The 23,655-nt window shown below is 72.6% G+C and carries 20 protein-coding genes; 10 read left to right on the plus strand and 10 right to left on the minus strand.

The genetic code is table 11. From position 1 onward, the window contains the following. Positions 1-284: 284 nt before the first annotated feature. Genes AB0J42_RS09265 through AB0J42_RS09275 form a run of 3 tightly spaced genes read left to right on the plus strand, consistent with a single transcriptional unit; the run spans position 285 to position 2,144 of the window. Complete coding sequence (locus AB0J42_RS09265) at positions 285-674, plus strand: TraR/DksA C4-type zinc finger protein (protein ID WP_364290661.1); 390 nt, start codon at positions 285-287, stop codon at positions 672-674. Further along, positions 647-1,231, plus strand: coding sequence for a signal peptidase II (locus tag AB0J42_RS09270; RefSeq protein WP_364290663.1), 585 nt, complete (start codon positions 647-649; stop codon positions 1,229-1,231). Before AB0J42_RS09265 ends, AB0J42_RS09270 begins: the two co-directional genes overlap by 28 nt. After that, on the plus strand, positions 1,215-2,144 hold the full coding sequence (locus AB0J42_RS09275; RefSeq protein ID WP_364290665.1) for an RluA family pseudouridine synthase: 930 nt from the start codon (positions 1,215-1,217) through the stop codon (positions 2,142-2,144). Before AB0J42_RS09270 ends, AB0J42_RS09275 begins: the two co-directional genes overlap by 17 nt. 3 nt (positions 2,145-2,147) lie before the next feature. On the opposite strand, the gene AB0J42_RS09280 is transcribed toward AB0J42_RS09275, so the two are convergent. From AB0J42_RS09280 to AB0J42_RS09305, 6 genes are read right to left on the minus strand one after another with little or no spacing between them, the layout of a single operon-like run. Next, a complete protein-coding gene (locus AB0J42_RS09280; protein WP_364290667.1) occupies positions 2,148-3,509 on the minus strand; it encodes a protein kinase in 1,362 nt (453 codons plus the stop codon). 9 nt (positions 3,510-3,518) lie between these two features. Further along, positions 3,519-3,833: an AzlD domain-containing protein gene (locus tag AB0J42_RS09285; protein WP_364290669.1), complete on the minus strand. Its 315-nt coding sequence runs from the start codon at positions 3,831-3,833 to the stop codon at positions 3,519-3,521. Beyond that, complete coding sequence (locus AB0J42_RS09290; RefSeq protein ID WP_364290671.1) at positions 3,830-4,492, minus strand: AzlC family ABC transporter permease; 663 nt, start codon at positions 4,490-4,492, stop codon at positions 3,830-3,832. Before AB0J42_RS09290 ends, AB0J42_RS09285 begins: the two co-directional genes overlap by 4 nt. 22 nt (positions 4,493-4,514) lie before the next feature. After that, positions 4,515-5,357, minus strand: a complete 843-nt coding sequence (locus AB0J42_RS09295) for an AraC family transcriptional regulator (RefSeq protein ID WP_364290673.1) — start codon at positions 5,355-5,357, stop codon at positions 4,515-4,517. Then, positions 5,354-7,105 carry a serine/threonine-protein kinase gene (locus tag AB0J42_RS09300; protein WP_364290675.1) on the minus strand — a complete coding sequence of 584 codons (1,752 nt, stop codon included), beginning with the start codon at positions 7,103-7,105 and terminating at the stop codon, positions 5,354-5,356. The genes AB0J42_RS09295 and AB0J42_RS09300 overlap by 4 nt, the downstream gene beginning before the upstream one ends. A gap of 10 nt (positions 7,106-7,115) precedes the next feature. Further along, the gene (locus tag AB0J42_RS09305; protein WP_364290677.1) at positions 7,116-8,900 is read right to left on the minus strand and encodes a protein kinase; all 1,785 of its coding nucleotides are present in this window, start codon (positions 8,898-8,900) and stop codon (positions 7,116-7,118) included. An 820-nt stretch (positions 8,901-9,720) separates the two neighbouring features. On the opposite strand from AB0J42_RS09305, the gene AB0J42_RS09310 reads away from it, so the two are divergent. Beyond that, positions 9,721-10,008 carry a chorismate mutase gene (locus AB0J42_RS09310; RefSeq protein ID WP_364291112.1) on the plus strand — a complete coding sequence of 96 codons (288 nt, stop codon included), beginning with the start codon at positions 9,721-9,723 and terminating at the stop codon, positions 10,006-10,008. A gap of 42 nt (positions 10,009-10,050) precedes the next feature. Here the strand turns inward: AB0J42_RS09310 and AB0J42_RS09315 are convergent, their stop codons facing one another. Next, the gene (locus AB0J42_RS09315) at positions 10,051-11,085 is read right to left on the minus strand and encodes an SGNH/GDSL hydrolase family protein (RefSeq protein WP_364290679.1); all 1,035 of its coding nucleotides are present in this window, start codon (positions 11,083-11,085) and stop codon (positions 10,051-10,053) included. Positions 11,086-11,300: 215 nt separating this feature from the next. Here AB0J42_RS09315 and AB0J42_RS09320 point away from each other — a divergent pair, with 215 nt between their 5' ends. The 3 genes from AB0J42_RS09320 to AB0J42_RS09330 all read left to right on the plus strand — a co-directional run bounded on the left by AB0J42_RS09320 (position 11,301) and on the right by AB0J42_RS09330 (position 17,046). Then, positions 11,301-12,152 carry an aldo/keto reductase gene (locus AB0J42_RS09320; RefSeq protein WP_364290681.1) on the plus strand — a complete coding sequence of 284 codons (852 nt, stop codon included), beginning with the start codon at positions 11,301-11,303 and terminating at the stop codon, positions 12,150-12,152. Continuing rightward, positions 12,077-15,604 (plus strand): DNA polymerase III subunit alpha, encoded by a 3,528-nt coding sequence (dnaE, locus tag AB0J42_RS09325; protein WP_364290683.1) that lies wholly within the window; start codon positions 12,077-12,079, stop codon positions 15,602-15,604. Before AB0J42_RS09320 ends, dnaE begins: the two co-directional genes overlap by 76 nt. A 71-nt stretch (positions 15,605-15,675) precedes the next feature. After that, positions 15,676-17,046 carry an amidase gene (locus AB0J42_RS09330; protein ID WP_364290685.1) on the plus strand — a complete coding sequence of 457 codons (1,371 nt, stop codon included), beginning with the start codon at positions 15,676-15,678 and terminating at the stop codon, positions 17,044-17,046. A 13-nt stretch (positions 17,047-17,059) separates the two neighbouring features. On the opposite strand, the gene AB0J42_RS09335 is transcribed toward AB0J42_RS09330, so the two are convergent. Then, positions 17,060-17,569 carry a hypothetical protein gene (locus tag AB0J42_RS09335; RefSeq protein ID WP_364290687.1) on the minus strand — a complete coding sequence of 170 codons (510 nt, stop codon included), beginning with the start codon at positions 17,567-17,569 and terminating at the stop codon, positions 17,060-17,062. Positions 17,570-17,630: 61 nt separating this feature from the next. Between AB0J42_RS09335 and murA the strand changes: the two genes are divergently transcribed. Next, positions 17,631-18,941 carry a UDP-N-acetylglucosamine 1-carboxyvinyltransferase gene (gene murA / locus AB0J42_RS09340; RefSeq protein WP_364290689.1) on the plus strand — a complete coding sequence of 437 codons (1,311 nt, stop codon included), beginning with the start codon at positions 17,631-17,633 and terminating at the stop codon, positions 18,939-18,941. Between the two features lie 52 nt (positions 18,942-18,993). Beyond that, a complete protein-coding gene (locus AB0J42_RS09345) occupies positions 18,994-21,201 on the plus strand; it encodes a transglycosylase domain-containing protein (RefSeq protein ID WP_364290691.1) in 2,208 nt (735 codons plus the stop codon). A gap of 4 nt (positions 21,202-21,205) precedes the next feature. On the opposite strand, the gene ybaK is transcribed toward AB0J42_RS09345, so the two are convergent. Both ybaK and AB0J42_RS09355 read right to left on the minus strand, forming a co-directional pair. Beyond that, a complete protein-coding gene (ybaK, locus tag AB0J42_RS09350) occupies positions 21,206-21,700 on the minus strand; it encodes a Cys-tRNA(Pro) deacylase (RefSeq protein WP_364290693.1) in 495 nt (164 codons plus the stop codon). A gap of 19 nt (positions 21,701-21,719) precedes the next feature. Next, positions 21,720-22,469 carry a helix-turn-helix transcriptional regulator gene (locus AB0J42_RS09355; protein WP_364290695.1) on the minus strand — a complete coding sequence of 250 codons (750 nt, stop codon included), beginning with the start codon at positions 22,467-22,469 and terminating at the stop codon, positions 21,720-21,722. A 45-nt stretch (positions 22,470-22,514) separates the two neighbouring features. Between AB0J42_RS09355 and AB0J42_RS09360 the strand changes: the two genes are divergently transcribed. Beyond that, on the plus strand, positions 22,515-23,654 hold the full coding sequence (locus AB0J42_RS09360; protein WP_364290697.1) for an MFS transporter: 1,140 nt from the start codon (positions 22,515-22,517) through the stop codon (positions 23,652-23,654). Position 23,655 lies beyond the last annotated feature (1 nt).

A 23,655-nucleotide genomic window follows, 5' to 3' on the forward strand; every position in this document is an offset into this window, starting at 1 on the left:
GGCCCCATCAACGCCTTGCAGCTTCACACCTTAACGCAGAGCGGGGACTGAAGCTTCCACGTTTCACCGCGCCGCCACCGGCAAGGGGGAGATGTCCTGCAAGCGACAAATTTGTGGGAATGGAGTCGCCTGCGCAGGAGTTAGAAGAGCGAGGCGGGATAGTACGGGAGGGGTAATCCATCCGGCGGGTCGTTTGCCGTTCCGTTATCAAGGAACCTAGGCTGCCCGCACTATCAACGGCCTTGATCAGCTAAAGATCAGCCCTGCCCAACCTGGAGGCAACCATGGCGGCAGTCACGCAGACCCCGACCCCGTCGATGTGGTCGGAAGAAGAGCTGGCAGAGGTACGCGGCAGGCTGAAGGCCGAGGTCGACGAGCTCAACGCCGCCATCGCCCGCCACGAGGACGAGATCGCCTCCGGCGACGTCACTCAGGGCGCGGGCGACGATCCGGCGGACGCCGGCGCCAAGACGTACGAGCGGGAACGCGAGATCGCCCTTACCCTGAATGCACGCGACCTGGTCGCGCAGAACGAACGTGCGATCGCCAGGATCGACGCAGGGACCTATGGAGTGTGCGAATCGTGCCACAAGCCGATCGGCAAGGAACGCCTTCAGGCGTTCCCACGGGCGACGCTGTGCGTGACGTGCAAGCAGAGGGAGGAACGCCGGTAGCGGAGGGCGGGCGGCGCCGCCGCGTCGTCACCGTCCTCGCCTCCCTCGCGGCCATCATCTACGTGGCCGACGTCGTCACCAAGGCCGTGGTGCTGGAGACGCTGGAGGGGGAGCCGCCGCTGGTGGTGATCCCCGGCGTCCTCCAGTTCAGGGTGATCTTCAATCCCGGTGCCGCTTTCAGCATCGGCACCGGGATGACGTTCGTCTTCACCCTGATCGCCGCGGGAGTGGTGGCCGCCATCATCCGCACCGCGCGCAAGCTGGCGAGCATGCCGTGGGCGATCACGCTGGGCCTGCTGCTCGGCGGCGCGCTCGGCAACCTCACCGACCGGCTGCTGCGCTACCCTTCCGGGTTCGGACGGCCGACGCAGTTCCAGGGCCACGTCGTCGACTTCGTCGAGGTGCTGCCGGGCAACTTCCCGGTCATCGGCCACTTCCCGCTGTTCAACGTGGCCGACTCGGCCATCGTGTGCGGCGGAGTCCTGGCCGTGATCCTGGCCTGGCGCGGCTACCAGATCGACGGGACGAGGGAGGGCAAGAGTGACCGAGCGGCGTAGCCTGCCCGTGCCTGACGGGCTGGAGGGGGAGCGGCTCGACGCCGCGCTGTCGCGGATGTTCGGCTTCTCCCGCACCCGCGCGGCCGAGCTGATCGCCGCCGGCGACGTGCTGGTCGACGGCGAGCAGCCGGCCAAGTCCGACCGGGTGCGCGCCGGAGCCTGGCTGGACGTCACGCTCCCGCCCCCGGTCACCACCCCGATGCCGGTCGCCGAGCCGGTGCCCGGCATGCGGGTGGTCTACGAGGACGACGACATCGTCGTGGTCAACAAGCCGATCGGGGTGGCCGCCCACCCCACCGTCGGCTGGACCGGCCCCACCGTGCTCGGCGGGCTGCTCGGCGCGGGTCACACGATCGCCACCAGCGGCGCCGCCGAGCGTCAGGGCATCGTGCACCGGCTCGACGCCAACACCACCGGCGCGATGGTCGTCGCCAAGAGCGAGCACGCCTACTCCCACCTCAAGCGCGCCTTCCGCGAACGCACCGTCGACAAGCGCTACCACGCGCTGGTGCAGGGCCATCCCGACCCCTTCAGGGGTACGATCGACGCCCCCATCGACCGTCACCCGTCGGGCGACGGCAGGTTCGCGGTGGTCGCCGGGGGCAAGCCGTCCATCACCCACTACGACACCATCGAGGCGTTCCGGGCGGCGTCGCTGCTCGACATCGACCTGGAGACCGGGCGCACCCACCAGATCCGGGTCCACATGGCCGCGCTGCGCCACCCGTGCGTGGGGGACCTGCTGTACGGCGCCGACCCGACGCTCGCCGCCCGGCTGGGCGTCACCCGGCAGTGGCTGCACGCGGTCGCCCTCTCCTTCGAGCACCCGTCGACGGGCGAAAGGGTGTCGTTCAGCACCGACTACCCGGACGACCTGCAGAAGGCGCTCGACATCGTACGCGCGGAGTCCTGAGCGTCAGTCCCAAGCGTGGAAGTGCTGAGCCCGCGCGCCGCCGCCTGACGGTTCGACCTGGCCCGGCGCGTCCTCGTCCGGCTCCGGCGGGGAGGGTCCGGGGGACTTGGCCGGTTTCTCCGGCTTCTTCTCCTGGGTGGGGGCCCTGGTGTCCTGGCGTGCGGATTCACGGGTGGGAGGCGAGCCGCCGCGCCGTGGGTCGCGGGCCTCGCGCCTGGTTCCGCTCTCGCGTCCGGTCGTGCCCTCGTGTTCGGCTCCGGCTTCGCGGCCGGTGCCGTGTTCGGGACCGGTGCTGGCAGGAGGGGCGGAGGCGGGCGCGGACTGCTCGGGTGTGTGCACCACCGCCGGCGGGCGGACCTGCGGGCCCGACGTCTCGGCCGGCCGGTGCGACCACCAGGCCGCGCCGCCCGTGACCAGGGCCGTGACGAGCGCGCCCACCCCCAGCGCGAGCAGCGGCTGCCTGCGCCTGCCCGGCACCGCCTGCGCCGGGATAGCACCGGAGCCGTCCACCTCCGCGAGGGGCACCGGCCCGGTCGGCTCCGGCCCGATGCCCCGGATGATCGCCGTGAGCCGCTGCTCGGCCTCCTCCACCGTCATCCGCTCGGCCGGGTTCTTCCGCAGCAGCCCCAGCAGCACCGGGGCCAGCACGCCCGCCCGGGCCAGCGGCGCGGGCTCGGCGTGCATGACCGCGCTGAGCGTGGCCAGCGCGTTCGACCGGTGAAAGGGCGAGTGGCCCTCCACCGCGACGTACAGGGTCACGCCCAGCGACCACAGGTCCGAGGCGGCCTCGGCGGCGCCGCCCGCCGCCCGCTCCGGAGCCATGAAGGCCGGGGTGCCGATCAGGATGCCGGTCCTGGTGACCGGCGCCTCGTCCTCGGTGGTGGCGATCCCGAAGTCGGTCAGCACCGCCCGGCCGTCCTCCGTCAGCAGCACGTTGTCCGGCTTGACGTCCCGGTGCAGCACCCCGGCCGCGTGCGCGGCGCGCAGCGCCTCCAGCAGCTGCAGTCCGATGGTGGCGGCCTTGGCGGGCGGCATCGGCCCGTCCTCGCGCACCAGCTCGCCCAGCGTCCGCGACCGGACGAGCTGCATGACGATCCACGGGTGCCCGTGCTCCTCCAGCACGTCGTAGACGGCGGCCACGCACGGGTGGGCGACCCGGCCGGCCGCCCGCGCCTCGCGGAAGGTCCGCACGGTGAACACGTCACGTTCGGGTCCGGTCAGATCCGGGGGCGGGAGAACCTCCTTGACGGCCACGTCCCGGCCGAGCACCTCGTCATGGGCCTGCCAGACGGTGCCCATGCCGCCACGCCCGATCGTCCTCACCAGCCGGTAGCGGCCACCAACAATCCCCGCAGAATCGGACATGCGGGGCGACTACCCCAGAAACACCCGGGCAACCGCCGTCACGGCCGCCGCCGCGGCCAGCACCACCAGGAACGGAGCGCGCAGCAGCAACGCCACGATCGCGGCGCCGAGACCGGCCGTGCGGGCCAGGTCGAACGCCAGCGCGCCGTCATGCGTGAACATCTGCACCCCGATGAGCGCGGCCAGCAGCGCCACCGGCACCAGCTCGGCGAACCGGCTCACCACCGGATGGTCGAGCACCTGCCGCGGCGCGGCGAGCCCCAGCAGCTTGAGCGCGTAACACCCCAGGCCCACCACGGCGATGGCCCACCACAGCGCCGTCATCGCAGCATCACTACCAGCACCGCCACGGCCGCCAGCAGCACCGGCACGCCCGGCGGGAAGAACGGGGTGGCCGCCAGCGCGATCGCCAGCCCGCCCGCCGCCAGCCAGCGCAGCTCGGCGCTGTCCCTCAGCCGCGGCCACAGGATCGCCAGGAACGTGGCGGGACCCACCACGTCCAGCCCCAGCATCCCCGGGTCGCCGAGCGAGCTGGTGCCGATCGCGCCCAGCAGCGTCGTCACGTTCCAGCCCACGTAGATGGCGGCGAACGTGGTGAAGAAGCCCGCCCTGGCCGCCGCGTGGGTCGGCTGGGCGAGGGCGACCGCGGTCGTCTCGTCGATGACCCCCTGCGCCGTGGCCAGCTTCCGCGCTCCGCGCACCCGCAGCACGTCTGCCATGCGCAGCCCGTACAGCGTGTTCCTGGCGCCGAGCAGCAGCGCTCCGGACGCGGCCGAGAGCAGGTCCCCGCCCGCCCCCACCGCGCCCGCGAACGCGAACTGCGAGGCCCCCGTGAACGCCAGCAGGCTCAGCACGCACGCCTGAGGCACGGTGAGCCCGGCCGTGACCGCCGCGGCGCCGAAGGCGACGCCGGACAGCCCGACGGCCAGACCCACACCCAGACCGTCCCGGATGGCGGCGGAACGGAGTGTCGTCTGTTCCATGGGATACGAGGATATGCGCAGGTTATGGACGTTTCTTGTACGATCCTGCGGCCCGCTGATAGGCGGCCGGGGGAACCCCGACGGCGCGCTTGAAGTGGCGGCTCAGATGGGCCTGGTCGGTGAAGCCCACCTCGGCGGCCACCTCCGCGGGCGGCACACCCGAGCGCAGCAGCCGCCGCGCCTGCCGGACCCGCAGCGAGTTCAGGTACGCGTGCGGCGGCAGCCCCGTCGCCGCCTTGAACGCCCGCAGCAGCGGGAACGGCCGGGCGTCCACCGTCCGCGCCAGCTCGTCCAGCGTCGGCGGAGCGATCAGCCGCTCGTGCAGCACCTCCACCGCCTGCCGCACCGCCCGCCGCCCCTCCGGGGACAGCCGCACCGACGGGCGCCGCGCCGCGTGCCGGGTCAGCAGCCGCCCGAACAGCGTGCGCGTCAGCGTCGACGCCGCCAGGTCGTCGCCGCGCTCGGTCGCCTGGTGCGCCCGCTCCAGCAGCGCCGCCACCTCCGGGTCGCGCACCACCTGCTCGGAGAAGTACGGGGTGCCGTACGACAGGCCCAGCTCGGCCGCCACCTCGCCGACCGCCGCCACCGACGGGTACAGCATCCGGTACGCCCACCCGTCCTCGACACCGGCCTGGCCCGTGTGCACCGACTCCGGGTTGACCAGCACCACCTCGCCCGCCGCCGCCCGCCACAGGCTGCCCTGGTACTCGAACTCCTCCACCCCGTCGAGGATGACCCCGATCGCGTACCCCTCGTGCACGTGGCGCGAGAACCGGTGGGTGACGTAGTGCGCCTTGAGCAGGTCCACCTCCGGCACCGCCGGATGCCGCCAGAAGCGGGCCCGTTCCTGAGGCTGCCCGCTCACGGCTCTGGCCGGAACGTGGCCGCGAACGTCTCGAAGTAGCGCTTGTCACGCGCCCAGCGGTCGGCGGTGGTCTCCCAGTAGAGCGCGTACGGGCGGCCGCCGGCGGTGGTGAACCCGCGGTTGATCACGCGGATCCTGGTGCCGTCGCGGGTGCGGGTGAACTCCCAGTCGGCGGCCGGGCGGCCCTGGTACTCGAGCGCGCGGATGGCGATCCGCCGGTAGCCGGGGAACTCGCCCTTGCTCAGGATCTCCCGCTCCAGCGCCTTCCAGTGGTCGGCCGGGGTCGCGTGGTCGCGTTCCGGGACCGTCCACTCGATGATCATGCTGCCGGGGGTGCCGGGGCCTGAGATGGTGACGCTGTCGCGCCGCGGGTTCTTGACCACGCGCCAGCCGGTCGGCCTGGCGACCGAGAACCCGCCGGCCTTGACCCGGTGCGTCCGCCATCCGTCCGGAACCTGGCGGGCGCCGGCCGTCTTCTTGCCGTCGTCGGCAGGCGTCGTCCTGTCGTTCCCGGCCGGGGTGCTCGCTTTCCCGCCGTCCGCCGGAGTGGTCGCTCTGTCGTCCCCGTCCGGGCCGCGGGTCTGGTCTCCCCTCGCGTCCGGGGTGGAGTCCCCGCGTGACCCGGGGCCGTCCGAGGACGCGGGCGTCCGCCCCCGGGCCGCCACGCCCGCCTCGTCCGCCGCCCGGGTCAGGAGCCACACGCCACCGGCTCCCAGCAGGACGACCGCGGCCACCGCCGCCGCCAGCGGAGCCCACAGCTTCCGGCCCGGCCCCTGCGGCGCCGTCCCGTACGGTCCGGGCCCCCAGCCGCCCGCCCCGTGCGGTGCCTGGGGCATGGTGCCGGGGTTGGGCGGCGGCGGGTAAGAAGGGCCGGATCGTCCGTACGGGGAGGAGGTCCCGTGGGGCATGGCACCGTGCGGCGGCGAGGCATGAGGCCCCGAGCCGTCGCGGGCGGCGGTCTGGAGGAGGTGGGCGGCCTGGCCGGCGGGCATGCGGGCGGCCGGGTCACGTTGCAGCCAGCCCATGATGACCGGCGTGAGCGCCCCGGCCCGGCGGGGCGGTTCGAGCGGGTCGCGCAGCACCGCCGCCACCGTCATCGCCCAGGAGTCGCGCCGGAACGGCGGCCTGCCCTCCACCGCCGCGTACAGCGTCGCCCCCAGCGACCACAGGTCGGACTCCGGCCGGGCCTGCTCGCCGTTCAGCCGCTCGGGAGGCATGTACGAGGGCGTGCCCACGAGGCTGCCCGTCGCCGTCAGCCCCGCCTCCGACTCCAGCGTGGCGATGCCGAAGTCGGTCAGCACCACCCGGCCGTCGTCGGCCAGCAGCACGTTCTCGGGTTTGACGTCGCGGTGCAGCACCCCGGTGGCGTGCGCGGCGCGGAGCGCGTCGAGCACCCGCGCGCCGATCTCCGCCGCCCAAGGCACCGGCAGCGGCCCGTCCGCGCGGATCGCCTCGGCCAGCGAGCGGGACCGGACGAGCTGCATGACGATCCACGGCCGCCCGTCCTCCTCGACGACGTCGTGGATGACCACCACCGACGGGTGGTCCAGCCGGCCGGCGGCCCTGGCCTCCCGGATCGTCCGGCGGTTGAGCTCGGCCCGCTGCTCGTCGCCGACGCCGCTGTAGCGGACCTCCTTGATCGCCACCGTACGGTCGAGCAGCTCGTCGTAGGCACGCCAGACCACGCCCATGCCGCCCTCACCGAGCGGCTCGACGAGGCGGTAACGGCTGCCGACCTGCCTGTCCACTTCAGGAAGCCTAACGTTCGGGTCTGAAGGTCGCGCAGAACGTCTCGAAGTAGTGGTAGTCCTTCTTCCAGCGGCTCGCCAGGTTGTGCCAGTAGATCGCGTAGCCGCGGCCGTTCTCCGTGATGAACCCCCGGTTGCGGACCCTCGTCTTGCCGGTGTTGGTGTTCCAGGTGAAGTCCCAGTCGGCGGCGGCCTTCTGGTAGTCGACCGCCTTGATGTCGATGAGCTGGTAGCCGCCGAACCCGTACTTGGCGGTCTTCTCCTGCCGCCGCCAGTCCTTCACCGGGTCCTTGCCGGGCTTCTTGGCCCGGTCGACCGAGACGAACGCGTTCGAGCCGGCGCCGGGGCCGCGGAAGAAGACCTGGGAGCCCTCGCGCTTGTAGACGTCCCAGCCCTTCGGGAGCGCCATGGTGAAGTCGAGCTGCTTGTCCTTGTACCACTTCCAGCCCGGGGGCAGGGTGACGGTGGTCTTGCTGGGCGTGGGAGTGGGGCTGGGGGACGGGGACTCCGCAGGGGTGGTGCTCGGCGGCGCCTCGGTCTTGCCCCCCGTGGTCGCCTCGGCGGTCGGCTCGGCCGTCGGCTGACCGGTCGGCTCGTTGGTGCTCGCGGCCGCCGTGCGGGGCCCGCTCGCGGAGGTCTCCTCCGGGATCGAGCGCAGGCCGAGATATCCGCCGACGACGGCGACCAGGATCACCGCGGTCAGGGCGGAGATCACCGGCAGCGCCTGGCGCCTGCCGGCCGAGTCGGCGTCCATCGTGGACTCGTCGGCGGGGGACGGCGTGGTCGGCTCGGCGGCGGGTTTGATGCGCGCGCCGGTCTCGGGGAGCGGCGCGGGCGACTGCAGGGGCTGCCGCACGGGTGCGGGGGCGGGACGCGGCGGCGGCACCGGCATCAGGTTGGGGTCGGTCGGCATGTCGTCCTCGACCGGCTGGACCCGGGGCATCTTCGCCGTGCGCGGCGCGGGCGGCTCGGCGGGGGCCGCGATCGTCTGCCGCAGCAGCCGCTCCGTCTCCTCGTACGTGAGCCGCTGCACCGGCTCCTTGGCCAGCAGCCCGGCGATCACGGGTGCCAGCGGACCGGCTTTGGTGGCGGGGTCGGGCTCGTCGGTGAGGACGGCGTGCATGGTGGCCAGCGCGTTGCCGCGTTCGTGCGGCGAGCGGCCCTCCACCGCGGTGTAGAGCGTGGCGCCCAGCGACCACAGGTCGGACTCGCGCCGCGCGGGCAGTCCTTTGAGCCGCTCGGGCGCGATGAACGCGGGCGTGCCGGCCAGGCCGGTCACCGTCAGCTGCGTCTCGGTCTCCAGCGTGGCGATGCCGAAGTCGGTCAGCACCACCCGGCCGTCGTCGGCCAGCAGCACGTTCTCGGGTTTGACGTCGCGGTGGAGCACCCCCGCCTCGTGGGCGCGGTGCAGCGCGTCGAGCACGGCCAGGCCGATCTCGGCCACCCGTCTGGGCGGCAGCGGCCCGTCCTGCTTGATCACGGCGCCCAGGGAGCGTGACTGGACGAGCTGCATGACGATCCAGGGGCGGCCGTCCTCCTCGATCACGTCGTGCACGACGATCACGTTGGGGTGCTCGAACCGTGCGGCGGCCCTGGCCTCGCGCATCGTCCTGCGGTTGAGGAGTTGGACCTCGTCGCCCAGAGCGGCCGCGTACCTGACTTCCTTGACGGCGACGGCGCGGTCGAGAAGCTCGTCGTGGGCTCGCCAGACGATGCCCATGCCGCCCTTGCCGATGGGTTCCTGTAGCTGGTACCGACCGGCGATGCGGCGCCCGCCCCGCTTGTGATCCGACATCAACGGCCTCAAACCCTCCCTCTAGGCCAAGAAATACTCCCATAGCGAGGGATCAACGGCGACTCGCCGCAGAGACAGTCCGACATACGAGAAGCCCGTCCCACTAGGTGGAGTGAGGGGTGTAAAGTACGAACATGACGTGTCGCTACGTGTTTACCGAGCCGGCTCCGGAAGAGCCGGTCGTCCGCTAGCGACCACCCGGAGCCGGCACTGAAGGCAGAGACACCTGGTCTCTGCCTTTTCTCGTTTCTTGCCGGCTCCCGGTGAGCCGGCCGACTGGGGAGCCGAGATGTCATCGACCTTGGAACGCCACGTGGTCACGCTGGGCGGTCATCCCGTGGGCGACGGGCCCGCCGTGGTGATCAGCGACCGGGTGAGCCTGCGCGACCCCGGCGCGGCCCTGCCCGCCGCCGTCACGCTCGCCGAGCCCGCGAGCGCCGCCGACCTGCCCGCCATCGCCGCCCGGGCCCAGGGGGTGATCGTCGGCGGCGCGTGGACCAGGGACATCCCGCTGGTACGCGCGGCGGCGGGGCTGGGACTGCCGGTGGTGGTGGAGCGCCACCCCGCGGCCACCCTGGAGGAGTGGCTGGGCGTGGCCGACTACTGCGCCGCCGAGGCCGGCGCCCAGGTGATCCTCTGCGAGCACGCCGACCTGGGGCTGCTGAGCCGGGCCCGCACCGTGTCGGGACGGCCCGTGCTGGCGGACGTCACCGCCCACCCGGGCCTGTCGGCGGCGGCCGTCGCCGCGGGCGCCGACGGGCTGATCGTGTCCCCCGATGGCCGGCCCGAGGCGGAGGAGGCGGTCACCCTCGTCGGCGCGCTGCTGCGCCCGGAGGCCCCGGCCACGCTGGCCGAGTGCCGCCAGGCGATCGACCGGGTGGACGCCGCCCTGGCCACCCTCCTGGAGCGCCGCGCCGCCCTCGCGGGCCGCGTGCAGCGCCTCAAGCCCGTCGGCGGCTTCGCGGGCCGCGACCTGGCCCGCGAGCGCGCCCTGGTGGCCCGGATGGCCGAGCGGGCGCCCGCGCTGGGCGAGGCCCGGCTGGCTCCCGTCATGAACGCGGTCATCGAGGCGGGCCTGCACCTGGCGGAGGAGGACATGACCGGGTGAGGCCCGAGGTCGTCGAGGCGGGCCCGGCGGGGACACGAGCGGTCAGGGCATGTTGACGAGGAAGTTGTTCATCGGGCGGCCGGGGCCCGCCTTGATCTGCTCGTTGATCAGCTCCGCCAGGCGGCGGTAGCCCTCGGCGGTCGGGTGGAAGCTGCGCGGGTCCGCCGTCAGCTCCTTCACGTTCAGGATCAGCCCGTTGAGGTACGGGCGCGGCCGGCCGACCTCGTGGCCGTCGAAGGCGTCGTACGCGTCCACGTACTCGACGCTTCCCGGCCCGCCGAAGGCGGCGATGGCCCGGTCGTACTCGCCCGCCACCTCGCGCACCACCTCGTTGATCCGTTCGGTCATCCTGTTCAGCCAGCGCTGGTCGTCGGCGCCGAGGTTGTTCACCCGCTCCGACGGCGAGGCGGGGAACGGGCGCGGGTAGCCGAGCAGCAGCACCCTGGCCTCCGGGGCGCGCGTCCTGATCTCCGACAGCACGGTCCGGATGCTGCCGCGCAGCTCCCCGATCCGCCGCCGCACCTCGGCGTCCTGGTCGACGCAGGCAGACGACCACGGGAGCTTGACGATGCACTCGGTGAGCACCGGGGCGAACCCGGCGTCGTTGCCGCCGATGCTCAGCGTCACCAGGCTCGTGTCGGCGCCGATCCGCTCGATCTGCGGCCGGTGGCCGTGCTGGCCGCGCAGCAGCTGCCGGGTGGTCGCGCCGCTGCACGCCCAGAAGCCCGTGCCGCCGCCGAACGGGTGAGCGCCCGCCACGAGCGGCACGTACGAGCCCTCGGCGCGGTGGCACCGGTCGGCGCCGTCGTTGATCGGCGCGTCCCCGTGCCGGTAGACGCCCTCGCCGGACGAGAAGGAGTCGCCCAGCGCCACGTACGCGCCGCCGAGCGCGACCTCGGCGGCGCTCAGCCGGGTCACCTGGGGGAGCCGCCCCGCGGGCTCGCCGGTCGCCGGGCAGCCGGCGTCCAGCAGCGCGCAGGCGAGCCAGGTGTAGACGCCCGCCGGCAGCCCCGCCACCGCCACCGCCACACCCAGCAGCACCGCCGTGACGACACCGGCGGCCTTCCTCGCCACCACCAGCGTGACCTCCCCCGAGACTCGCGGATTCCGTCTCCGAGGGTAGATCAGAGGTCTTCGTACGGTCACAGCGATTTGACCGGACCCCGGGAGAATGCCGGTGATCGCCTGAGCCTCTCCGGCGCGGACGCACGTCCGCCGGGGAGGCCTTTCTCATGCCCGGACCCCATGAGGACGTGAGGCGCCCATGACCACGCACCCACGGCGACCTGACCGTGGGCCGGATCGGCTTCGGCGCGATGCGCCTGACCGGCAGCGCCGCCTTCGACCTGGGAACGCCGCGCGACCGCGGCCGCTCGATCGCCGTGCTGCGCCGCGCGGTCGAGCTCGGCGTGAATCACATCGGCACCGCCGCCTTCTGCTTCTCGCGGCACTCCTCCGCCGACGAGCTGATCAGCCGGGCGCTCGCCCCCTACCCGGACGATCTGGTCATCGCCACCAAGGTCTGGCCGGGCCGCACCCCGTCCGGCGAGTGGACCTGGGCCGCCCCCGGGCAGCTCCGCGGCCAGGTCGAGGAGAACCTGCGCCGGCTGGGCCGCGACCACCTGGACGTGGTCAACCTCCGCGTCCCGCCCAGCCACCGGACCGGCTCGATCGCCGGGCACTTCGCCGCCCTGGCCGCCCTGCGCGACGCCGGTCTCGTCCGCCACCTCGGCCTGTCCAACGTCACTCCCGCGCAGCTCGCCGAGGCGCCGGTGGTCCGCGTGCAGAACGCCTTCGGCGCCGGGGCGCCGGCCGCCCAGCGGGAGTTCTGCGGGCCTGCGGCGAGCAGGGCATGGGCCGCACGTGCCGGCCATCCCCGGCACCGGGAACCCGGACCACCTGGCCGAGAACATGGCGGCGGGCGCGCTGCGGCTCTCCGCCGCGGACATGGCCCGCCTCACCCCGCCGGACTGACCGGCACGCCGTTCCGTGCCGCGCCCGGAGTGTCGGCGGGGACCACTAGAGTCGGAGCGAACATCACACGTCTCAGACCGGGAGGCGCCGCTCCATGTCGTCCAGCGACTCGTTCGTCCATCTGCACGTCCACACCGAGTACTCGATGCTCGACGGTGCCGCGCGGCTGAAGCAGGTGTTCAAGCAGGTCGGAGAGCTGGGCATGCCGGCGATCGCGATCACCGACCACGGCAACATGCACGGCGCCTACGACTTCTACAAGCAGGCGACGAACGCGGGCGTCAAGCCGATCATCGGCATCGAGGCGTACGTCGCGCCCGCGTCGCGCTTCAACAAGAAGCCGGTGCTGTGGGGCGAGCCGCACCAGCGGAAGGACGACGTCTCCGCCGGCGGCTACTACACCCACATGACGATCTGGGCGCGCAACAAGACCGGCCTGCACAACCTGATGCGGCTGTCCTCGCGCGCCTACACCGAGGGGTTCGTCCGCAAGTGGGCGCGGATGGACGCCGAGATCCTCGCCGAGCACGCCGACGGCCTCATCGCCACCACCGGCTGCCCTTCCGGCGAGGTGCAGACCCGGCTCCGGCTCGGCCAGTACGACGAGGCGCTCAAGGCCGCCGCCAAATACCAGGACATCTTCGGCAAGGAGAACTTCTTCCTGGAGATCATGGACCACGGCCTCGACATCGAGCGCCGCGTCCGCGACGGGCTGACCCGCATCAGCAAGGAGCTGGGCATCCCGCCCCTGGTCACCAACGACTCCCACTACACCTACGAGTCCGACGCCGCCTCCCACGACGCCCTGCTCTGCATCCAGACCGGCAAGCAGCTGTCCGACCCCGACCGGTTCCGGTTCGACGGCAGCGGCTACTACATCAAGTCCGCCGACGAGATGCGCGCCGTCGACTCCTCCGACCTGTGGGCCGAGGGCTGCCGTAACACCCTGCTGGTGGCCGAGAGGGTCGATACGACCGGGTTCTTCGAATACAAGAACCTGATGCCGACCTTCCCGATCCCCGACGGGATGACCGAGGAGGAATACTTCCGCCAGGAGGTCTGGAAGGGCCTGGAGCGCCGCTTCCCCGAGGGCGTCGACGAGGAGCACCGCGCCTGGGTGGAGAACGAGCTGCGGGTCATCATCCAGATGGGCTTCCCGAGCTACTTCCTCGTGGTCGCCGACTTCATCATGTGGGCGAAGAACAACGGCATCCGCGTCGGCCCCGGCCGTGGCTCGGCGGCCGGCTCGCTGGTGGCGTACGCGCTCGGCATCACCGACCTCGACCCGATCCCGCACGGCCTGATCTTCGAGCGGTTCCTCAACCCCGAGCGCGTCTCCATGCCCGACGTCGACATCGACTTCGACGAGCGCAGGCGCGGCGACGTGATCCGCTACGTCACCGAGAAGTGGGGCGCCGACAAGGTCGCCATGATCGCCACCTTCGGGACGATTAAGGCCAAGGCCGCGATCAAGGACGCCGGCCGCGTCCTGGGCTACCCGTACGCGCTGGGCGACAAGGTCTCCAAGGCCTTCCCGCCCGCCGTGATGGGCAAGGACATCCCGCTGTCGGGCATCTTCGACCCCGACCATCCCCGCTACGCCGAGGCGGGCGAGCTGCGCAAGCTCTACGAGGAGGACGTCGACGTCAAGGCGACGATCGACCTCGGCAAGGGCCTGGAGGGCCTGATCCGGCAGACCGGCGTGCACGCCGCCGGTGTGATCATGTCCTCCGAGGTGCTGACCGACCACATCCCGATCATGCGCCGCGACTCCGACGGCGCGATCATCACGCAGTTCGACTATCCGACCTGCGAGACGCTCGGCCTGCTGAAGATGGACTTCCTGGGCCTGCGCAACCTCACGATCATCGACGACTGCCTGAAGATGATCGAGGCCACCACCGGCGAGAAGATCGACCTGCTCGAGCTGCCGCTCGACAACCGCAAGGCCTACGAGCTGCTGGCCCGCGGCGACACGCTCGGCATCTTCCAGCTCGACGGCGGCGGCATGCGCTCGCTGCTGCGGCTGATGCGCCCCGACAACTTCGAGGACATTTCCGCCGCGCTCGCGCTCTACCGCCCCGGCCCGATGGGCGCCAACTCCCACACCAACTACGCCCTGCGCAAGAACGGCCAGCAGGAGATCACCCCGATCCACCCGGAGCTGGAGGAGCCGCTCCAGGAGATCCTGTCCACGACCTACGGCCTGATCGTCTATCAGGAGCAGGTCATGGCCATCGCCCAGAAGGTCGCCAACTACTCGCTGGGCGGCGCCGACCTGCTGCGGCGGGCGATGGGCAAGAAGAAGAAGTCCGAGCTGGACAAGCAGTTCGTGACCTTCGAGAAGGGCATGAAGGACAACGGCTTCTCCGACGGGGCCGTCAAGGCGCTGTGGGACATCCTGCTGCCCTTCTCCGACTACGCCTTCAACAAGGCCCACACCGCCGGCTACGGCCTGGTGTCCTACTGGACGGCCTACCTCAAGGCCAACTACCCGGCCGCCTACATGGCCGCGCTGCTGTCGTCGGTCAAGGACGACAAGGACAAGTCGGCCCTCTACCTCAACGAGTGCCGCCGGATGGGCATCAAGGTCTACCCGCCGGACGTCAACGACTCCGACTTCGACTTCACCCCGCTCGGCACCGACATCCGCTTCGGCCTGTCGGCCATCCGCAACGTGGGCGCCAACGTCGTCGACGGCATCATCAACGCCCGCAAGGAGAAGGGCCGCTTCGCCGACTTCAAGGACTTCCTGCGCAAGGTGCCCGCGCTGGTCTGCAACAAGCGCGTCATCGAGTCGCTGATCAAGGCGGGCGCCTTCGACTCGCTCGGCCACGAGCGCAAGGGCCTGGTCATGGTCCACGAGCAGGCCGTCGACGCGATCATCGACATCAAGAAGAACGAGGCCATCGGCCAGGACTCGCTGTTCGGCGCGATCGAGGGCGGCGAGGACCAGACGTTCGACGTGCAGGTCCCGCCGGGCGAGTGGGACAAGAACACGCTGCTGCAGTTCGAGCGGGAGATGCTCGGCCTGTACGTGTCCGACCACCCGCTCTTCGGCGTCGAGCACATCCTCGCCGCGGGCGCCGACTGCTCGATCGCGGCGCTGCAGGACGAGAGCCGCCCCGACGGCCAGGTGGTCACCGTCGGCGGCATCCTGTCGGGCGTGCAGCGCAAGGTCACCAAGAAGGGCGACACCTGGGTGCTCACCCAGCTGGAGGACCTGGAGGGCGCCATCGAGGTGATGATCTTCCCGTCGGCCTACCAGCTCTGCTCGACGATCCTGGCCGAGGACGCGATCGTGTTCGTCAAGGGCCGCATCGACAAGCGCGAGGACGTCGCCAAGATCATCGCGATGGAGGTGACCGCGCCCGACCTCACCCAGGAGGCGGGCGGGCCACTGCTGGTGAGCCTGCCGCTCAACCGCTGCACCGCCCCCGTGGTGAGCCGGCTCAAGGAGATCCTGACCACCCACCCCGGCACGTCCGAGGTGCACCTCCAGGTCCACAACGGCCCCAGGACGACCGTGATGCGGGTGGACGACCGGCTGCGGGTGACGCCGTCCCCGGCGCTCATGGGCGACCTGAAGGAGCTGCTCGGCCCGGCCTGCCTGGGGGCCTGACGATTTCGGCGGGCCGAAATGAGCAAACCTCGCCGTCGTCCCGCCCCGGGCCACTCGGGCATGCTCGCAGGGTGAGCGAACTGCACTACCTGAGCGCCACAGAGCTCAGCCGTCTGATCCGTACCCGCCAGGTGAGCGCGGTCGAGGTGCTGCAGGCACACCTCGACCGCATCGAGCAGGTCAACCCGCGGGTGAACGCCGTCGTCACGCTCGTCGCCGAGCAGGCCATGGAGGCCGCCAAGGCCGCCGACGCGGCCGAGCCCGCAGGCCCGCTGCACGGGCTGCCGGTGGCGCACAAGGACCTGGCCGACACCGCGGGGATCCGGACCACGTACGGTTCGCCGCTCTTCGCCGACCACGTGCCGGAGCGCGACGACCTGGTCGTGCGGCGGCTCAAGGCCGCCGGCGCGATCACCGTGGGCAAGACGAACACGCCCGAGTTCGGCACCGGCTCCCACACCGTCAACGAGGTGTTCGGCGTCACCCGCAACCCGTACGACCTGAGCAGGTCGGCGGGAGGCAGCAGCGGCGGCGCGGCGGCGGCGCTGGCCACCGGCATGGTGCCGCTGGCCGACGGCTCCGACATGGGCGGGTCGCTGCGCAACCCGGCGTCGTTCTGCAACGTGGTCGGGCTGCGGCCCACGCCGGGGCGGGTGCCCGCGCTCTCCGAGACCGCGGCCTGGTACACGCTGGCCGTCCAGGGGCCGATGGCGCGGAACGTCGACGACCTGAGCCTGATGCTCTCGGTCATCTCCGGGTTCGACCCGCGCTCCCCGTACGCGATCGCGCAGGAGTACGCGCCCGAGCCGGAGGAGGGGGTGGCCGGGCTGCGCGTGGCGTGGAGCCCCGACCTCGGCGGGCTGCCGGTCGACACCGAGACGGCGGCGGTGACCGCGACGGCGCCCGCGGTGTTCGAGCGGCTCGGCGCCCGGGTGGAGGAGGTCGAGCTGGACCTGACGGACGCCGAGCTGGCCTTCCGCACCTACCGGGCGTGGTACTACGCGCTGTCCTTCGGCGAGCTCGACGGGCTCGGCGCCAACACCGCCTGGAACGTCGAGCAGGGGCGGCAGGTCACCGGCGCCGACCTGGCCCGCGCCGAGCGCGCCCGCAGCCGGCTCTACCACCGGATGGCGGACTTCTTCGACACCTACGACGTGCTCATCGCGCCGGTCAGCCAGGTGCCGCCGTTCCCGGCGGAGGAGCCGTACGTGCGCGCGATCAACGGGGAGGAGCTGCCGGACTACCTGGCGTGGATGCGCTCGGCGTACTGGGTCAGCGTGCTGCACGCCCCGGCCGCGTCGGTGCCCGCCGGGTTCACCCCGTCGGGGCTGCCGGTCGGCGTCCAGATCATCGGCCGGCCCTTCGCCGACGCCCGCGTCCTGCGGGTGGCGAAGGCGTTCGAGCAGGCCACCGGACACGCCTCCCGGCGCCCGCCCCTGTGACCCTGATCAGCACCTAGGCGGGCGGGTGCGGCCTGCGCAGGGGCGACTCCCGGTAGCCGTGCATGCCCTCCAGGAAGCCGAACACCCCGACCGCCAGCAGCGGCCACGACACCAGGACGCCCTTGGCGGTCAGGGCCAGCGGCCCGGCCACGAAGGTGATCCCCGGGACGCCGGAGGCCTCGACGGCCACCACCCCCACGGTGAAGGAGGTCCCGGCCCAGAGGGTGACGAAGGCGCCCGCGACCCCGCCCAGGAACAGCCCCGCCAGGACCGGGAGCTGCACGCGGCGGCTGAGGAACCACGCCAGCGTGCCGCACACCAGGCCGAGCGCGCCGGTGATCGTGGCGAACCAGCCGTCCGCCGCGATCAGCGCCTGCGTGGACGGGTCCGCGAGCGCCGGCGTCTCCTCGACCAGCCGGTACGGGGGCCGCGGCGACAGGGCGGACCACAGGAGTCCGGCGGGGATTCCGAGGGCGGCGAGCGAGAGGACAGTGATCGCGAATGCGCGTACTTCCCTCGTCACGCCACGCCCCTTCGATCGTCGCTGGACCAGACCGATGGTATCTCCCGGTTAGGCTCACTTCGTGATTGAAGAGAAGGTCTGGGTGATAGAACCCTCTGGCCCGCTTCGCGGCGACGTCGTGGTCCGGGGGTCGAAGAACGCGGTTTCCAAGCACATGGTCGCCGCCATGCTGGGCGACGGGGAGAGCAGCATCCAGAACGCCCCTGATGTGGGCGAGGTCGGCATAACCGCGGCCATGCTGGAGGCGCTCGGCATCCACGTCGAGATCAGCAAGACGGAGATCCGGATCGAGCGCGGGGCGGAGATCAGGCCCCGGGTGCCCGACGCGTTCACCGGGCTGAACCGCATTCCGATCCTCATGCTCGGCCCGCTGCTCCACCTGGCGGGGGAGGCGTTCGTGCCGCTGGTCGGCGGCGACCCGATCGGGCGGCGGCCGATCGACTTCCACGTGGACGCGCTGCGCGCGATGGGCGCCGAGGTGGAGGTCCGCGAGGACGGCGTGCTGGCCAAGGCGGAACGGCTCAACGGGGCCCGCCTGGAACTGCCGTACCCGAGCGTGGGCGCCACCGAGACCATCCTGATGTCCGCCGTGCTGGCCGAGGGCAAGACCGTGCTGAAGAACGCGGCCACCGAGCCCGAGGTGGTGGAGCTGGCGCTGTTCCTGCAGCGGATGGGCGCCAGGATCGAGCTGTCGCCGGACCGCCGCATCGTCATCGAGGGCGTGGAGCGGCTGCGCGGCGCCACCACCTGGCTGGCCGGCGACCGCATCGAGGCGTTCTCGTACCTCGCGGCGGGCCTGGTCACCGGCGGCGAGGTGCGCGTGCACGGCTGCGCGCAGGACCGGCTGGTCACCGCGATCACCACGCTGGCCCGGATGGGCGCCCGGTTCGACATCAACGACGAGTACCTGTGCGCGACCGCGCCGCCCGAGGGGCTGCGGGCGGCGGCCGTGCAGACCGACACCCACCCCGGGTTCATGACGGACTGGCAGACGCCGCTGATGGTGCTGTTCACGCAGAGCCACGGCATGTCGGTGCTGCACGAGACGGTCTTCGAGAACCGCCTGGTGTACGTGCCCGCGCTGCAGAGCATGGGCTGCGAGATCGAGGTGTTCGACCAGTGCCTGGGCGGCCCCGCCTGCCGCTACCACGACACCAACGCCCGCCACTCGGCCGTGGTGCGCGGGGTGTCCAAGCTCAGGGGGGCCGACGTGACGCTGCCCGACATCCGGGCCGGGTTCTCCGCGGTGCTGGCCGCCGCGGTGGCCGACGGGCGCTCGACACTGCGCGGCGTGCACCACATCGAACGCGGCTACCACCACCCGCTGGAGCAGTTCCAGTCGCTTGGTCTGAACATCAGCAGAGGAGAGTAAAGAGTCAGGAACCGGGCGTTTGCCGGGGATCGGACGGTCGTACATCAACGTCGTGACTGTCCGCACATCCATCGCCACGCTCGGCCTGGTGGGCGCCCTCAGCGGAGTGCTGGTCGCGGCGATGGCCGCGCCCGTGGTCGCCGGCGGGGGGCTGGCCGCGAAGGACGCCGCCGACCTGTTCGTCGACCTGCCGCCGGCCCCCCGCGAGGAGCCGCTCAACGAGGTGACGCGGCTGGTGGACACCAGCGGGCGCACGTTCGCCCAGTTCTACCAGGCCAACCGGACCACGGTGCGGCTGGCGCAGGTCGCCCCCGTGATGCGGCAGGCGATCGTGGCGATCGAGGACGCCCGGTTCTACGAGCACGGCGGCATGGACGTCATCGGCACGCTGCGCGCGCTCATCGCCAACACCCGGGCGGGATCCATCCGCCAGGGCGGCTCCTCGCTCACCCAGCAGCTGGTGAAGAACATCCTGGTGGAGAACGCCAAGACCGACGCGGAACGGAACCGGGCCCGCGCCCCCAACCTGTCCCGCAAGATCCACGAGCTGCGGCTGGCGCTGGCCCTGGAACGCAAGTACCGCAAGGACCAGATCCTGGAGAAGTACCTGAACATCGCCTACTTCGGCGCCGGCGCGCACGGCGTCGAGGCGGCGGCCAGGCGGTTCTTCTCCACCACGGCCGCCGACCTGACCCTGACCCAGGCGGCCACCCTGGCCGGGGCGGTGCGTACCCCGTACGCGACCGACCCGTCGATCGGCGACGCCCAGCGCGAGCGGCTGAAACAACGCCGCGACCTGGTACTCGACCGGATGGCGGGGCTGAAGCTGATCACCAAGGCGCGGGCGTCGGCCGCCAAGGCGAGCCCGCTCGGGCTGCGGCTCCGGCCCGAGCCGGGCGGCTGCTCGCAGAGCGAGCACCCGTACTTCTGCATGTACGTCCACCGCGAGCTGCTGACGAACGAGGCCTTCGGCAGCACGGCGGCGGTGCGGCGGGCACGCATGCAGCGCGGCGGGCTGGTGATCAGGACCAGCCTGGACCGCAGGGCGCAGCGGGCCGCCGAGCGGGCCATCCGGGAGCGGGTGAACCCCGAGGACACCGAGGTGGCCGCCGAGGCGATGGTGGAGCCGGGCACCGGCTGGATCCGGGCGATGGCCGCCAGCAAGAAGGTCGGCCCGGGCAAGAAGGGCGGCCCGAGCACCACCTACAACCTGGTCGCCGACGCCCGGCACGGCGGCGGGCAGGGGCTCCAGGCGGGCTCCACGTTCAAGGTGTTCACGCTGGCCACGGCGCTCAAGGAGGGCTGGCGGTTCGGCGACGGGTTCGACACCCCGGGGTCGCTGGTGCCCTCCCAGGGTTACCGCGACTGCGCGGGCAACCCGGTCAACGACCCGTCGGCGCGGGTGCTCAACGCCAGCGGCGAGGGCGAGGGCGGCCCGCACAGCCTGGAGACCGGCACCTGGAAGTCGGTCAACATCTTCTACATGATGCTGGAGCGCAAGGTCGGCCTCTGCGACGTGGTCAAGACCGCCAGGAAGCTCGGCGTCCGCAGGGCCGACGGCAAGCCGCTGCGCCAGGTGCCGACGTTCACCCTCGGCGTCAACGAGATGGACCCGCTCACGGTGGCCGCCTCGTTCGCCGCGTTCGCGGCCCGCGGCAAGTACTGCCGGCCGCTCGCCATCGTGGAGATCGTCGACCGGCACGACCAGCGCACCCGCGTGAAGCCGGACTGCCGCCGGGCGCTCGAGCAGCCCGTCGCCGACGCGGTCAGCCACGTGCTGACCGGCGTCTTCGACAAGGGCACGATGCGCGGCCAGCATCCGGGCAGGCCCGCCGCGGGCAAGACCGGCACCACCGACGGCTACACCTCGGCCTGGTTCGCCGGGTACACGCCGCAGCTCGCCGCCGCGGTCAGCGTCGGCGACATCCGCGGCTCCTACCGGCATCCGCTGACGAACGTGCAGATCGGCGGGCGGTACTACGGCTCGGTGCAGGGCGCCTCGCTGCCCGGCCCGATCTGGGTGGACTCGATCCGGCGGGCGCTGCGGGACGAGGAGGCCAAGGGCTTCCACCGCCCCGACATGTCGCGCTTCGGCGGCGGTCACACGCCGGGCCTGGAGGAGGAAGAGGAGGAGTCGGGGGAGCGCCGGGCCCGCGGCCGGAACGGCCGTGACGGCAGGCACCGCCCGATCGCCAAGCGCCAGCGGCAGATGATCGAATGGCTGCTCGGCCAGCGGCGGCACCCGCCGCGCGACTGGTGAGGCGTCAGGCCGGCTTGCCGATGGGCGCCGTCACGGCCCCGGTCAGCTCGATGAGGGCGGCCGGGGCGGCCTCGATCTGCAGCCCGCGCTTGCCGGCCGAGAAGAAGACCGTCTCGTGGTCCAGCGCCGAGGAGTCGACCACGGTCGGCAGCCGCTTGCGCTGCCCGAGCGGGCTGATGCCGCCTGCCACGTAGCCCGTCACCCGCTCCGCCTTGGCGGTGTCGGCCATCGCCGCGCGCTTGCCGCCGAGCGCCGCGGCCAGCGCCTTGAGGTCGAGTTTGCCGGCCACCGGCACCACCGCGACGGCCAGGCCGCCCTCGGTCTCGGCCACCAGCGTCTTGAAGATCCGCTCGTGGGGGACGCCGAGCGCGTCGGCGGCCTCCTCGCCGTAGGCCTGCGCGGCCGGGTCGTGCTCGTACGGGTGGAGCGTGAACGCCGCCCCGGCCTTCTCCAGGGCGACGGTGGCGGGGGTGCCGCCCTTGCTCTTCGACTTGCCCACGAGCCGATTCTAGCGAAATCTACACTGTAAAGGCGCGGCCGGGGGTGTACCCGAACACCCGCCGGAACGCGTCGATGAACGCGCTCGCCGACGACCAGCCGCACCGGTGCGCCACCCGCGTGACGCTGCCGCCCTCGGCCAGGAGCAGCAGCGCGCGGTGGAGCCGGAGCTGCGTGCGCCACTGCGGGAACGTCATGCCCAGCTCGGCCCGGCAGAGCCTGGCCAGCGTCCGGTCGCTGGTGCCCGCGGCGGCGGCGTGCCGGGCCAGCGTCCGCGGGTCGGCCGGGTCGGCGTGCAGCGCCGCGCACACGGCCGCCAGGCGCGGGTCGCGCGGCGTCGGCAGGTGCAGCGCCTGCTCCGGCGCGCGCCGCAGCCGGTCCAGGAGTACGGTCAGCAGCCGCTCCCGCTCGGCGTCGTCGCCGGGTTCCGGCTCGTCCGTGTACGCGATGATCAGCTCGCGGAGCAGCGGGGCGACGGCGAGGACGGCGGGCCGGCCGAGGCCGAGGGGGTTGGCGGTGAGGCCGATCAGCCGCACCTCGGTGGCGCCGTGGGCGCGGTGCTCGTGGACGGTGCCGGCCGGGATCCACAGGGCCCGGCTGGCGGGGGCGACCCAGGTGCCGGCGCCGGTGGTGACGGAGAGCACGCCGTGGCGGGCGTAGACGATCTGGTGGGTGTCGTGGCGGTGGGCGTCGATGCCGCCGCCGGGCGCCAGGGGGCGCAGCCCGGTGGGCGCCTGCGGCAGGTGGCGGATTTCCGGCTCGATTGGCACTCTATCGGAAGCGCGCCACCGGGCCCGCCGGTGAGGATCGGGGACGTGCGGGCGAACAGGGTGGGGATGCTGGCGGCCGGTCATGCCGGGGTGGACGTCTACCAGGGGGCGGTGCCCGCGATGGTGCCGTTCCTGGTGGCCGAGCGCGGTTACGGGTACGTGGCGGTGTCGGGGGTGGTGCTGGCCGCCACGCTGCTGTCGTCGGTGGTGCAGCCGGTGTTCGGGGCGCTGGCGGACCGGTGGCGGATGCCGTGGCTGATCCCGGTCAGCATGGTGACGGCGGGGCTCGGGGTGGCGCTGAGCGGTGTGACGGACTCGTACACGCTGACCTTGCTGGCGGTGGCGCTGTCGGGGCTGGGCGTGGCGGCGTACCACCCGGAGTCGGCGCGGCTGGCGAGGATCGCCGCCGCGGGCAGCCACGTGCGGATGAGCTGGTTCTCGCTGGGCGGGACGCTGGGATTCGCGTCGGCGCCGGTGCTGGTGACGCCGCTGCTGGCCGCGGGCGGGCTGGGCGCTTCGCCGTGGCTGGTGGTGCCGGGGGTGGCGGGGGCCCTGCTGACGCTGCCGGTGATCAGGGCGCTGTCGGGCGGCGGGGCGGCGCGCGGGACGGCGGTGGCGGGGGAGGGGCGGGACGACTGGCCGTCGTTCACCCGGCTGACGCTGGTGATCGTGCTGCGGTCGGTGGTGTACGTCGGGCTGAGCGCCTTCGTGGCCCTGTACGCGGGGGGCGGGGCGGCGGGGGCGGTGGCGCTGTTCGTGCTGTTCGCGGGCGGGGCGGCAGGGACCGTGCTGGGCGGCAGGCTGGCGGCGCGGTCTGGACGGGTGCGGGCGATGCGGGCGGCGTACGCGGCGAGCGTCCCGGCGGTGGCCGGGGTGGTGCTGGCGCCGGGGCCGCTGATGTACGTGTGTGTCGCGGCGGCGGCGATCACCCTGTACGCCCCGTTCTCGCTGCATGTGACGCTGGGCCAGGACTACCTGCCGCGGCGGGTGGGCACGGCGGGCGGGGTGACGCTGGGGCTGGCGGTGAGCGCGGGCGGGCTGGCCAGCCCGCTGGTCGGCTGGGTGGCCCAGACGGCCTCGCTCCGGGTGGCGCTGGGCTGCCTGGCGCTGGTCGCGCTGCCGGCCTGGCTGCTGTCGCGCACGCTGACGGAGCCGTCCAGGCCCGCCGTGGCGCACGAGGGCTGAG

Source organism: Nonomuraea sp. NPDC049649 (assembly GCF_040675175.1).
Taxonomy (GTDB): domain Bacteria; phylum Actinomycetota; class Actinomycetes; order Streptosporangiales; family Streptosporangiaceae; genus Nonomuraea.